Raw genomic sequence first — 12,121 nt, 5'->3', positions numbered from 1 at the left:
ATGACGACCACTGCAGATCCACGTGCTGTTGGCATGACACAGGACGCTCAGGCGTCACAGTTCTCGCTGACCTGGCGGGCCTTCCGCCGGCACAAGCTCGCCCTCGTTAGCGTATTTATCGTATTGGCATTTTATCTGATCGGGGCTTTCGCTGAATTTCTTGCACCGTTTGATCCGAACAGCACCTCGTCGCGTGACGTCTACCATCCGCCGCAGGCCATCCATCTCATCGACTGGGATGCCGACGGAAATTGGGCAATCCGACCGCACGTAGAGGCACTGAAACTGCAGCGCGATCCGCTCAGCCTCAAAAGCACCTACGCCCCTGATCCCGATGGTCGAAAAATCTACCTGTCGTTCCTCGGGCAGGGCGCCAGCTATAAAATGTGGGGTCTCGTCTCCTCGGACCGCCACCTTCTGACAACGGCCGATCCTTCGGACAGGTTCTACCTGTTCGGGTCGGATCGGCTTGGCCGAGATGTTCTGAGCCGAACGATCGAAGGAACACGTATTTCGATGTCGATCGGCTTGGTGGGTGTCACCATGAGCCTTGTCATCGGCCTTATCCTCGGTGGTCTTTCGGGCTACTACGGCGGCACCGTCGATATGATCGTTCAACGCCTGGTCGAGTTGATCTTGTCCTTGCCGACTATTCCGATCTGGCTCGGCATGAGCGCGGCGCTACCTCAGGACTGGCCACCCATGGCGCGATATTTCGCCATAACCGTCATCCTGTCCCTTATCGGCTGGACTGAATTGGCGCGCGTTGTCCGCGGACGTTTTCTGGCTCTACGAACGGAAGATTTTGTTGTGGCCGCAAGGCTCGATGGCGGAAGCCAAGGGCGAGTGATCTTCAGGCACATGATGCCAAGCATGGTGAGCCACGTCATTGCATCCGTGACCCTGGCGATCCCAGCGATGATCATCGCTGAGACGGCTCTCAGCTTCCTCGGGCTTGGCCTCATGCCGCCGACAATCTCGTGGGGTGTGCTGCTCAAGGAAGCGCAGAATATCCGCTCGATTGCTCAGGCGCCTTGGCTATTCATTCCCGGTGGCGCCGTCTGCGTTGCTGTTCTTGCCCTTAATTTCCTGGGTGACGGCTTGCGCGACGCCGCCGACCCCTACGCCAATGACGGACGCTAAAATGGCCCCACATACTTCAAATCCGTCGGACCTAGTGATGGAGATCAAGAATCTCCGGACAGTGTTTGAGACATCCAAAGGGCCATTCAATGCGGTCGACGATGTCACCCTTGAACTGCATCGTGGAAAGACGCTTTGCGTTGTCGGCGAGAGCGGTTCAGGCAAAAGCGTAATGGCGCGGTCTATCCTGCAGATCGTAGATCGACCCGGTCGCATTGCTGGCGGTCAGATAATTCTGCACCGGCACCGGGACTCCGATGGGCGGATGGTAGAGGGTGCAATCGATCTCACTCGCCTCAATCCAACGGCGAAGGCCTTGCGCACTATTCGTGGACGCGACATTGCAATGATCTTTCAGGAGCCGATGAGCTCCCTGTCGCCGGTGCACAAAATTGGTGACCAGATTGGCGAGACGATCAGGGTCCACGAGCAGGTCTCTAAGAAGGAGGCCAGGGAGCGAACCGTCGAGCTTCTGCGCAAGGTGGAGATCCCCAAACCAGAAATCGCTATCGACCGCTACCCGTTTGAATTTTCAGGTGGCATGCGCCAGCGATCGATGATCGCAATGGCTCTCGCCTGCGATCCCACGGTTCTCATCTGCGACGAGCCAACGACGGCGCTTGATGTGACGATCCAGGCGGAAATTTTGGCGCTGATCAGGAAACTTCAGGCGGAGAATGATACAGCGGTGCTTTTTATCACTCACGACATGGGTGTTGTGAGCGAGATCGCCGACGAAATCGCAGTGATGCGGTTTGGCAAGGTGGTGGAACGCGGTGACGTCTTCGACATCTTCGACAGGCCGCAGCACGAATACACGCAACGCCTGTTGGCAGCGGTCAAGGAGCTCGACAAGCCTTCAGAGCGCCGCCTGCAGATGCGCTCGAAGACGCAGATCGGGGCACCGATCCTGGTCTCACAGAAGGTTCGCAAGGAGTTTCCGCTCGTCAGCGGTTTCCTGGGCAGGAACAAGGAAACCCTGGTAGCCGTAAACGACGTCGATCTGACGCTTCACTCCGGCGAAAACCTGGGTATCGTCGGCGAAAGCGGATCTGGAAAGACGACCCTGGGCCGCTGCCTGCAGCGCGTGCACTCCATTTCCGCTGGGCAGATTCTATACACCGACCGCCATGGAAGTGTCGCCGATCTGGCGCCCATGAATGATGGTGCGTTGAAGCAGCCATGGCGTGACATCCGGACCGTGTTCCAGGACCCATTCGCGTCACTCAATCCACGTATGACGGTGGGCCAGATCATAGCTGAGCCGCTCGTGACCAGTGGCGCACTCTCGGGCAAGGCGTTGTCCGACCGGGTCAGCGAACTGCTCGACCTGGTTGGTCTGCCGGCCTATGCGGCAACGCGCTATCCGCATGCTTTCTCTGGCGGCCAACGTCAGCGAATATCAATCGCGCGCGCTATCGCGCCAAATCCCCGAGTGATCATTGCTGATGAGGCGACGAGTGCACTCGATGTGAGCCTACGAACACAGATACTCGATCTGCTGCTCGATCTTCAGGAAAAGCTTGATCTTAGCTTCATCCTCATCAGTCATGACATTGCCGTCATTCGCTATTTCTGCGACCGCATCGCTGTCATGTACCGCGGCCAAGTGGTCGAGTCCGGCGACACCGAGGAGGTTTGCACTTCACCGCAGCACGACTACACCCGGGCCTTGCTCTCGGCAGTTCCTGTTGCCGACCCGCACCGTCGCGGCTCAACTGTGCGCATCCGCTATAAGGGGCAATGACAGATGCGGACCGACACATGCGCTTGCGTTATGACAGTGTTTGCCACACAGCTTGGAGACGGAGGCAGCGCTGCATCGCCCAAGCAGTGCGATCTTTCTGTTGAGTTGGCGGCCGGCAAATGAACAAAGCCCTACGCCTTGGGGGGACCAGGATGGACAACAAGAAATTATCGCGGGTGCGAAACCGCTACATCATCCTAGAATATCTCCGTCGTACCGAGAGTTCGTCTCCCTCCCAAATTGCTACGGCCACAGGCATCTCATTGCCCACCGTGACGAGAATTTTGTCCAGTCTTGTTGAGGAGCGGCTGGTACAATACGCCGGCCACGAAGCTTCTACGGGCGGGCGCCCCGCTACCGTCGTGCGGTTCATCGGCGATCGTCAGGGCCTGGTCAGCATATATGCTCACACCACCGGCATTTTCGGGGCGGTCTCCGATCTTTCTGGCAACATCGTCCATGAAGTTTCCGCCGCTCCCCTGAGCAACGGCGAAGCCAATATGAACCTCGTACTGCAGATGGCGCGCCAGCTATGCACGACCGGGCAGGGGCATTTCGAACGCATACGAGGGGTTGGTGTTGCGGTTCAGGCGATGGTCAAGCAACCATCCGGGGAAGTCGTTTTGACCAGCTCGGCGCTCGACTGGCGTTCTGCGCCCTTGGGTGCCTTTCTGACAAAGAATCTCGGGTTGCCGGTCCTTGTCGATAGCGACCACATTTATGGCGCTGTCGGCGAATGGAATTATGGCGCAGCGCGCCACGTTGACATTCTGGTCCGTCTGTCAGTCGGCCCTGGCGCCAGTACAGGCCTGGTTATGAACGGGGAGGTTTTCCGCGGATCATCAGACGCGGCTGGCGAACTCAAGTGGTTCTTGGACGACCCCCGCTTAGGCGGCCACCGGTTCCCCCTCTTGGGAGATAAGACCGAACTCAGGTATGGCTTCGGTCTGCCAAAAGAGGCCTTTGACAGGCTGGAGGAACTCGCGGTCTCATACGAGGCTGGCGACTTTGATCCTGCGCTGCTCCTGGAGGGTAACCCGGATCCTAGCCTCGATCAGATTCGTCAACTCATGGTCTACACGACCTTGGCAATGTCTTCCGCCGCGGCGATCCTTAATCCCACGGTGGTGGTAATGACGGGTCAGATTTCCCGTGGAGGTCGTTTGGTCATTGATCAGCTGCGGTCGATCATGGGTGGCGATGTTTTCCAAGTCCCGAGAATTGTTCATAGCGATCTCGGGTTTAGAGCCGTGATGCTTGGAGCTGCCAAGGCAGTCATGGACCTGACCACTCTCCAGCCCGACACAACCATCGAAACAGCCCACGACGTTTTGGCCGCGGCTTCGCACTGATTTTCCAAGGTGCGACGGGCCCACGCCTCGTCGTGACCTATAAGTTTCATATTGAAAATAACATTCACGTCCACGTTCGCTGAATAGAGCGGGTCGGAGGACAAGAGCCGACGACCGTCGGTCACACTGTTAGGAACTCATCTATGTCCCCATTCCAAGCCAAGCCGGCCTCCGCCTGGCGTCCAACCTCCCTCGCAGGTTTCCTATTGGGTTCGGCCCACTATCCAGAGCATGTCGATTCCACTTTTTGGGAACGTGATGCCCAGAGAATGGCCGCGGCTGGATTTAAAGTGGCGCGTCTAGGAGAATTTGCCTGGCACATTTTCGAGCCTTCTGAGGGGCAGTTTGACTTCGATTTGTTCGATCACGCGATCGAAGTTTTGTCGGCGTCGGGGGTGCAGACGATCATGTGCACGCCGACTGCAACACCGCCACGTTGGCTGACAAAAAAACATCCGGAAATCCTGCGGGTCGATGCGCGTGGGAGGCAGATGTCTCACGGCAACCGTCAGCATGCGGACACCGCCAGCCCGATCTTCAGGCAGTACAGCAGAGCGATCACAAGCGCTCTCGTTTCGCACTACAAAGACAATCCGAACGTGATTGGCTGGCAAACGGACAATGAGCTGAACACCTCGATGTCGGTCTCGTTCTCAGAGGCGACGCTGAGCGAGTTTCAGCAATTCCTGAAGTCAAAATATGGTTCAATCCAGACCCTCAATCACGCTTGGGGAGGTGACTTCTGGGCGACCGCATATGATGATTTCGACGACGTTGTTCTGCCAGTGCCGAGCGCTCCGGTGCAGCCGGGACCGGCACACTACCAAGACTACCACCGCTTTCTTGCCTATAGCACAGCTCGCTTCCAGGCCGACCAGGTCAACATCATTCGTGCTGCTAAATCCGACTGGTTCGTCTTCCACAACCTAGGCCGCATTGAGGATGTGGACTTGAGGGGGGACTTTTCCGACCAGATCGATTTCCTCGGCTACGACATGTACCCGTTCCTCCATGACGAGGGACAGCGCCTAGGCAGCGTGGCGCTGAACCAAGCCGTCTCACTGGCTTATTTCCGAGGGTTTGCGGGCAACTTCATCATTCCCGAGCATCAGATCGGTTTCGGAGCTCAGACAACCCTGTCGACCGTTGGACCTGATCCTGGTGAGCTGCGGCGCATCAGCATGAGCTCGGTCGCCCATGGCGCTGACGGCATCCTCTATTTTCGCTGGCGTCCTGCCCACTTTGGCGCCGAAATCTATTGGAGTGGCCTGATCGGCCATGACGACGTGCCCACCCGCCACTTGGGCGAGGTTGCGAGCTTTGTCGATGACCTCAAGATCATCGAACCGAAGCTGATGGGGACGCATGTTCATATGGATATCGCGATCGCCAGTGCTGATTTCGAGAACCAGACGGCGTATCGGGGATACCCGATGGGGTTGCCAAATCCACAGGACGAAGCCAACGAAGTCTTCACGCACTGCTATCGCCGTGGATTTGCCAGCGGGTTCATTCACCCCGCAGATGACTTGTCACGCCTAAAGGTCCTTTTCGTCCCGCATTTCGTCATGTGGCGGAAGGAGTGGACCTCAAAGATCTCCGACTTCGTCGAAAACGGCGGAACCGTCGTTTTCACCGCCATGACTGCGACCAGAGACCTCAATTCTCACGTTTTGCATGAGACACCTCCGGGACTGGGACTAAAGGAGCTCACGGGTATCAAGATCGCGGAGCTAGGCCGAGCAGTCGGGCCTGGGGCCAAGGGACTTGCGGGCTATGACAGCCGGCACGCTTCTCTTTATCACCGACCCAAACCGAATGCGGACTCGGCGGCGAGGGGAGTATCTGTTGAATTCGGCGGCGAGGAAATCGATGTCGGCCATATCTTCGAGCGCCTCAGTCTCCAGAACGACGATGTCGAAGTGCTGGCTCGTTGGGCCTCCAGGTACTTTAAAGGAGAGCCCGCTATTACACGGCTGAAGCAGGGTAGGGGCAGCGTCTATTATGTTGGCACCTACCTCTCCGAGGGGCTTGTGCCGAAGCTGGTCGACCACATTGCCAATGACGTTTCAATCAAGCCGCTCGTCGATCAGAAGCCGGAAAAGTTGGAGGTCACGCTAAGGCGGAGCGAGGATGCCGAGCTTGCCTTCCTCATCAATACGTCGGCCGAGGAGATCGTGGTATCCTCGGCTCCAGAGGGGCGCTGTCTCGCACTTGTCGGTACTATAAATGGCCGCACGCTCAGTTTAGCGCCCCATGGCTACGCGGTCATTGATCTTGCGGAGCATCTTACTGGAGGAGGCAGGCCGATGACCGCGACATAACGTGGATGCATGCCGGCCTGCGCGCTCTGGCGAGCCGTAAGCGAGTTTCATGTTCCTGAAGTCAAAGCTGTCCTTCGGCTAGGTATGAGGTCGGCGATACGCTAACCGACTACGTCACTGTGCTTTAGGCCCAAATGCCTGCAGAGGCACGATCTTGAAATCGAAAGGTCCAACAATGTCTTTGAACGTTCTCTTTGTCGGCGGTACGGGCCAGATTTCTTATTCATGCGTGCAAAGGGCAGTCGCCGACGGGCATAGGGTGAGCGTTTTCAATCGGGGGCAGAGACAGGACGAGCTACCGCCAGGTGTGACATCCATAGTCGGCGAACTGGGTGGGTCGGAATATGCAGCCCTCGCCGATCGCGGCTTCGATGTGGTTTGTCAGTTCATCGTGTTCAAGCGTGAGCAGATGGCCAAGGACATTGAGGTCTTTGCTGGTCACTGCGGGCAATACATTTTCATTTCGTCTGCATCTGTCTATGAAAAGCCCGCCTCCCACTATGTGATCACCGAAAATACGCCGGCAGTGAATCCATATTGGACCTATAGCCAGGCGAAAATAGCGTGCGAGGAACTTCTGAAATCCTCGTCCAACCTCCCGTGGACTATCGTTCGCCCCAGCCATACCGTCAGAACAGGGTTGCCGGTCATGATCGGCGATAGCGACATCATGGCCAGGCGCATGCTCGAGGGGGATCCGACAATCGTTGCTGGAGATGGCCATACGCTATGGACGCTGACGCGCTCCGCTGACTTCGCGGTTCCATTTGTGCGCCTATTCGGAAAATCTGCTGCCATGAACGACGTTTTCCATATCACCAACGACAAGGCGCACACTTGGGACCAGATTCAGATGGCAATCGGAAGATTGCTCGGTGTCCAAGCTAAAATTGTTCACGTCCCTACGGACACTTTGGTCAAATACATCCCGGACTGGGTGGGGCCGTTGACCGGGGACAAAGCTTGGAGTGCAATCTTCGACAATTCCAAGATCAAAGGAGTGGTCGGCGATTTCGAGTGTGCAGAAAGCCTTGAGGAAATCCTGGAGGAGCCGATTCTCCACCTGCACCGCCGGCTGGCGAATGGCAGGCCGCCGCGAGGGGATTTCGACGCGCTGGTAACTCGCATCTGTAAGGAGCAGGGCGCATTGGGTGAGGCGTAAGCTATCTATTGCGACACGCTCTTCGTAAAGCCGAAAATCCTCCAGACTGGAATATCTTTGGTGCTGGTCGGACGCGCTTAGCGTAGGCGGCTGCCGACCCCATTGCGGACTTCAAAGCGAGTTCTGGCCGGAGCCCAAAGCGGTCATCGCGAACCAGCACTTTGTATTGTGTGACGCACCCTTTGTTGAGGGAGCCGGTTCTCGCATCAATATGGCTCGATGCGAGCGACACAACCGTGGGCCATTCATCAAGGTCGAGAATAGTCAGGTACTCAATACCTCTCGTGGTTTACAGCTGCAGCGAGGTTGTCCAGCTCGGCGGCCATGGAACGAGCTCGGCTCAGCCGGATCATGATCTCGCTGATGTCTCCAATCGGTACCGATGTCTGTGCCGCGGTCCATACGAAATGAATGACGTGCAGCACGTAGCCGAAGGCCTCCTCGAGCATCGCCAATGTATGGGGCGACGCATGGAAGTCGGTGGGGTCCTTCTTCCGCTTAACTCCACCGGTCGGAGAATTGCGACCAAAGATAGTCCACTCGCTGTCCATATACGCGGTGGTGCCGTGCATGATGCTGTTGCGGCAACTGAAACAAAGCTCAGCGGCATCGCACCATCTCTCGACGATGGGCGCCAGACCCGGCTTTCTCACAGTCGGGACGTGTTCTCGAAGCATCTTGATTAGTTCGCTGATAGGTCGAGCGTCAGTCCTCGGCCTGACGCCTTTGACGTCGACGTCATCGAGGGCCCAAATCGCACGCTCCGCGAAGTGCTCAGCATGAGACGCAAGAACGGCTATGGCACCGATCGACGCTAGCTTCTGTTCCGAAAGCCCGGCCGTCTCGACAAGCCGATGGCGTATGGCCGGCACCGACGAGCCTGCCTGATGAACCGGCCGACGCGCTCGTGGCTTCGATACCTCGTCCATCAATGACCCCCGAACGCCAACACCAGCACGATGACGACGAGCAGTCCGATGATCCAGCGTGCCGAGGCCTGCAGGGTCTTGAGCGCGAGGGCGAGCTGCGGATCTGGCAATGCGTAGCGGCTCTCGACATCTGGTCGGATCAACGGCGCTGTCTCGTCCTCGTCGACGACGTCATCGGCGCCGGGCAGTGTCTTGGACTGCAATCGCTTTGCGTTGATGTAGATTTCGCCCTCGCGGATGTCGCCGAGGCGCGGCACGTCGTAGGTCTTGCCGTCAGGCGCAACGACTGCGTGTTCCGTTCCCGGCGTCAGGACCTTGACCTCCCGCGTGAAGATGGATGGCGACCACTCCGAGTAGAAGCCACGGACGCCTTGCACGCGAAGCACCAGCTCATCGGCGGTGCCGTCGGCAATCCTGCGAGCGTAACGGTCGAACTTGTCCGGATTGACCTGCATGTAGAAGCAGACAATGTCCGGCTCGGCCCGCTTGTAGAAGTCAATTTCGGCTTCATACTCAGGGCTGCCCCATGCCCAGCAACGCTCCGGCTCACCGGGGGCGACGGGCGTGATATCAAGCGTGAACTGCTCGATGACGCGGTTGGTGCCGAACATGCGGAACTTCGTCTGACGATGGAATTCGTGGTCGCGGTATGGATCCCCGGGCCTGAGTTTAGCGCGGATCACGTGACGCTCTCCGACCTCGAGCTCCGCGGGCACGTCCTCGCCCTTGAAATTCCGCTTGATGCTAACGCTGTCTGCCAGCACCATTTCCGTGGCCGCAAAGCTCAAGCTCCACACCCACGGGATCTGGTCGATGCCGAGCTGCTTGCCGGCCTCATCGAATTCGCCGATCGACCAAGTATAGAGGGTCTTGCCCTCAGACGACGCGCTGAAGCGCAGACTGCGATCGAGATTGTAGTCCATTGCCCCACCCGCAGCCTATTCTTGCTGTTCCCGCTTCCTAGCCTCCACGGCCCCCACCACTTCATAGAACAGATGCATCTTCACCTGATAGAACTCATCGAAAAGACGCTCTGCTTCCTTTGTCAGGGGAGCTATGGCGTCGGGTGACCATTCATAACGCTCGCCTTTCCCGACAATCTTGTACTCACCGGTGAACGGGTTGGGCTCGAAATGCCCATGCGCGAGGCTGGCTCGTTGGTCGGACAGTTCTTTCATCTGCTTCATGGGCATTGGTGGAACGTCGGGTCGGTGCAGGAGCAGCCAATCGAGAACTTCGAGCCGCTGACCTAGCTGCTTCTTGATGGCATCTTTGATGCGGTCCTCGCGGTCCAACCCAGTCAGGACGAGCACGATCAGATCCGAGACGATGTTCTCAATCTTGTTGAACGTGACGAGGAACTGTCCCAAGGCAAGCAGATAGTCAGGCTTCGGACTTCCAGTCCACGGCAGCCACTCTGTGCCCCTGAACTCGAAATCCATGTCGCCGTCGTCACCGTCGACGTTGTCACCCATTGAGTCGCCCCTATAACTTGCTCGAGGCAATCTGCATATGCCCTGACCTGCGAGCAACATTCGGTATGACCTCCGTCTACGAACAAATGATCAATCCGCAAGACATCGCGCTCCCGCACGCTTGATAGCTTCGCGTCAGCGAGTGCCGCACCTACACCGTTGGGGATCTGGTCTTGCCGAAGCTGACAGCGCTGAGCGACCGTCAGGCGAAATATCGGCCTGGGCGACTGGTGGCGAAGCGAGTCACGAGTTGATGCTGTGGCCCTAATGGGCAGGGGAACGAGGCGCAAGCGCGTTCCGGTTCCTGCAGCACCGGTCATACGATTAGCCGAAATCAGATTTCCAGCGGCGCAAGCCGCCCGCAGCCGGACTTCGTGCATTCCCAGAACTCGCCTTTGATCGGCTGGCCGACCTCAAATTTTCGAGGCCGCATAGCGCCTTCACAATGCCCGCAATAGCGGACGCCGCTCTTTGACGAATGCGCTGTCGTCGCCCGGTTTTCCGGAATTGGGTCGCTACCGCTTGGGCTTAGCGAAACCTTTTTTCCGCCCTGCACAGCGGCTGTAAGTATCCCCATGCCGATGCCGGAACCAATCCCAACTACGAGGGCATAACTGCCGGCGACGCCGCCATGGCTCGAACATGCACCTTGCCGGCCAATCGACGGGCTTTGCCAGCCACTGTTACAGCGGGCCGGCCCTTCGACTGCAGCGACGGCAATGCCGCAAATGATGGAGGTCGCAAACCCAACAATCCAAGGCAGGCCCGAAGCCATGTTGTCCCCCGACAGAAAATTCGCCTGAGGTCTACACTGGCGGAACATCAGGCTCAACCAGCGGTAATGCGAGGTGAGGGAAACTCGATGTCTCACCCTTCAAGGAGTAGTTGTGTGACCTCGACGCCACGTTTTTGAAGACTGGGGCATGGAATTGGCAGAGCTCCTTCAGGACCTCAGGGGAGGCGGGAATCTTCGATACATTCACTGACTTCGGCGACCCAAAGGTTACTTGACTCAACTTGGGGGGCGTTGAACTCTTTGATGGTCGGGACCTGAAGGGCTCTCGGGCTTTTTCTTGCTCGTCGATCAGGAGTTGGCCATGAATCTTAATTGGATAAGCCTCACCGAAGCCCAGCAAGCTGCGATCTCGCTGCTCAACCAGCGAGGACCGTGCGTGCTTCCGAAAGTGCTTGGCGACCAGTTGCTGAACCTCGGGCTCGCCGAGCAACCGGTCAACGGCGTTTACTGCATCAGCGCACTGGGCTCCACGGTCGTGCCGGAAACTCTGCATTAGCCGCCATGCCCGCGACGCGCTTAAGCGGTTAGGGCAGGGCGTTGCCTGCTGGCCATTGTTCACGACCAGGGTTTTCCGCACGCGACAGTTCATTCAGGAGCTTATGCATAGCGCGCTCTCGAAGCATACTGTGAGAATGCCAAGTCTCGTTGATCCAGTTCTGCAAGGGGTGCTTCCCTTCGCCATGGTCGACTTCGCGTTGGGTCCTCGCTTCTTCTGCCACCTCCAGCTGATGGGCGACCACCATCCGGATATCGGCCGGCGACAGTAATGAGAAGAACCGGATCAGGATTGGAATGGCGGCGGCGTCATCGCGGCTAATTGAATCTACCGAGACCAGCGCAGAACCGGACGCTGTGATCTCGAACTCGATGCGGTCAGGACGCCCCGATGTGGTCCGCCTCGTGTGTATCGCATGACCGTTCCGCTCGAGGTCGCGAAGGTTGGCGTAGACGGTCGCCTGACCCGAACTAACATATCGCCGAAGCTCAGTGCGCCGGATAGCGCGACAAATATCGTACCCAGTGCTCAGCCCTTCTGTCATCAGGGCTAGGCAGACAAACTTTATATTCCCTATGCCGGCCATTCGGTGCCCTATTTCTTCCGGACGTGAACCGTCAGCGCCTTTGTTCGGAGGACATTGTCACCAACACATTGCCTCAGCATTGTTGCTCGTCCGCTCAGACAATTTGTGAAG

General features: G+C 57.7%; 11 protein-coding genes. 6 read left to right on the top strand and 5 right to left on the bottom strand.

Annotated elements, in window-relative coordinates:
- From ACSQ2A_RS19430 to ACSQ2A_RS19410, 5 genes are all read left to right on the top strand, one after another.
- Positions 1-1,143 (top strand): ABC transporter permease, encoded by a 1,143-nt coding sequence (locus ACSQ2A_RS19430; protein WP_436073599.1) that lies wholly within the window; start codon positions 1-3, stop codon positions 1,141-1,143.
- A complete protein-coding gene (locus tag ACSQ2A_RS19425; protein ID WP_436073544.1) occupies positions 1,130-2,890 on the top strand; it encodes a dipeptide ABC transporter ATP-binding protein in 1,761 nt (586 codons plus the stop codon). The genes ACSQ2A_RS19430 and ACSQ2A_RS19425 overlap by 14 nt, the downstream gene beginning before the upstream one ends.
- 152 nt (positions 2,891-3,042) lie before the next feature.
- Positions 3,043-4,242, top strand: coding sequence for an ROK family protein (locus tag ACSQ2A_RS19420; protein ID WP_436073543.1), 1,200 nt, complete (start codon positions 3,043-3,045; stop codon positions 4,240-4,242).
- 143 nt (positions 4,243-4,385) lie between these two features.
- Positions 4,386-6,566: a beta-galactosidase gene (locus ACSQ2A_RS19415; protein ID WP_436073542.1), complete on the top strand. Its 2,181-nt coding sequence runs from the start codon at positions 4,386-4,388 to the stop codon at positions 6,564-6,566.
- Positions 6,567-6,741: 175 nt separating this feature from the next.
- Entirely contained in the window at positions 6,742-7,728 is a 987-nt protein-coding gene (locus ACSQ2A_RS19410; protein WP_436073541.1) for an SDR family oxidoreductase, read from the top strand.
- Between the two features lie 272 nt (positions 7,729-8,000).
- Here ACSQ2A_RS19410 and ACSQ2A_RS19405 read toward each other — a convergent pair whose 3' ends face one another.
- The 4 genes from ACSQ2A_RS19405 to ACSQ2A_RS19390 all read right to left on the bottom strand — a co-directional run bounded on the left by ACSQ2A_RS19405 (position 8,001) and on the right by ACSQ2A_RS19390 (position 10,907).
- Positions 8,001-8,657: a hypothetical protein gene (locus tag ACSQ2A_RS19405; protein WP_436073540.1), complete on the bottom strand. Its 657-nt coding sequence runs from the start codon at positions 8,655-8,657 to the stop codon at positions 8,001-8,003.
- Positions 8,657-9,580, bottom strand: a complete 924-nt coding sequence (locus ACSQ2A_RS19400; protein WP_436073539.1) for a hypothetical protein — start codon at positions 9,578-9,580, stop codon at positions 8,657-8,659. Before ACSQ2A_RS19400 ends, ACSQ2A_RS19405 begins: the two co-directional genes overlap by 1 nt.
- A 15-nt stretch (positions 9,581-9,595) precedes the next feature.
- Positions 9,596-10,132, bottom strand: coding sequence for a hypothetical protein (locus ACSQ2A_RS19395; protein ID WP_436073538.1), 537 nt, complete (start codon positions 10,130-10,132; stop codon positions 9,596-9,598).
- Between the two features lie 334 nt (positions 10,133-10,466).
- Positions 10,467-10,907 carry a hypothetical protein gene (locus ACSQ2A_RS19390; RefSeq protein ID WP_436073537.1) on the bottom strand — a complete coding sequence of 147 codons (441 nt, stop codon included), beginning with the start codon at positions 10,905-10,907 and terminating at the stop codon, positions 10,467-10,469.
- 298 nt (positions 10,908-11,205) lie between these two features.
- Here ACSQ2A_RS19390 and ACSQ2A_RS19385 point away from each other — a divergent pair, with 298 nt between their 5' ends.
- Positions 11,206-11,424 (top strand): hypothetical protein, encoded by a 219-nt coding sequence (locus ACSQ2A_RS19385; RefSeq protein ID WP_436073536.1) that lies wholly within the window; start codon positions 11,206-11,208, stop codon positions 11,422-11,424.
- Between the two features lie 28 nt (positions 11,425-11,452).
- On the opposite strand, the gene ACSQ2A_RS19380 is transcribed toward ACSQ2A_RS19385, so the two are convergent.
- A complete protein-coding gene (locus ACSQ2A_RS19380) occupies positions 11,453-12,010 on the bottom strand; it encodes a PadR family transcriptional regulator (RefSeq protein ID WP_436073535.1) in 558 nt (185 codons plus the stop codon).
- Positions 12,011-12,121 lie beyond the last annotated feature (111 nt).

Source organism: Devosia sp. LjRoot3 (assembly GCF_964252865.1).
Classification (GTDB): Bacteria; Pseudomonadota; Alphaproteobacteria; order Rhizobiales; family Devosiaceae; genus Devosia.
Note: the sequence above shows the minus strand (reverse complement) of the source record. Positions and strands in the feature narration are given on the sequence as shown.

Coding starts and splice junctions, on each gene's coding strand:
- ACSQ2A_RS19430 (WP_436073599.1), top strand. CDS start 1: ATGACGACCACTGCAGATCCACGTGCTGTTGGCATGACACAGGACGCT.
- ACSQ2A_RS19425 (WP_436073544.1), top strand. CDS start 1,130: ATGACGGACGCTAAAATGGCCCCACATACTTCAAATCCGTCGGACCTA.
- ACSQ2A_RS19420 (WP_436073543.1), top strand. CDS start 3,043: ATGGACAACAAGAAATTATCGCGGGTGCGAAACCGCTACATCATCCTA.
- ACSQ2A_RS19415 (WP_436073542.1), top strand. CDS start 4,386: ATGTCCCCATTCCAAGCCAAGCCGGCCTCCGCCTGGCGTCCAACCTCC.
- ACSQ2A_RS19410 (WP_436073541.1), top strand. CDS start 6,742: ATGTCTTTGAACGTTCTCTTTGTCGGCGGTACGGGCCAGATTTCTTAT.
- ACSQ2A_RS19405 (WP_436073540.1), bottom strand. CDS start 8,657: ATGGACGAGGTATCGAAGCCACGAGCGCGTCGGCCGGTTCATCAGGCA.
- ACSQ2A_RS19400 (WP_436073539.1), bottom strand. CDS start 9,580: ATGGACTACAATCTCGATCGCAGTCTGCGCTTCAGCGCGTCGTCTGAG.
- ACSQ2A_RS19395 (WP_436073538.1), bottom strand. CDS start 10,132: ATGGGTGACAACGTCGACGGTGACGACGGCGACATGGATTTCGAGTTC.
- ACSQ2A_RS19390 (WP_436073537.1), bottom strand. CDS start 10,907: ATGGCTTCGGGCCTGCCTTGGATTGTTGGGTTTGCGACCTCCATCATT.
- ACSQ2A_RS19380 (WP_436073535.1), bottom strand. CDS start 12,010: ATGGCCGGCATAGGGAATATAAAGTTTGTCTGCCTAGCCCTGATGACA.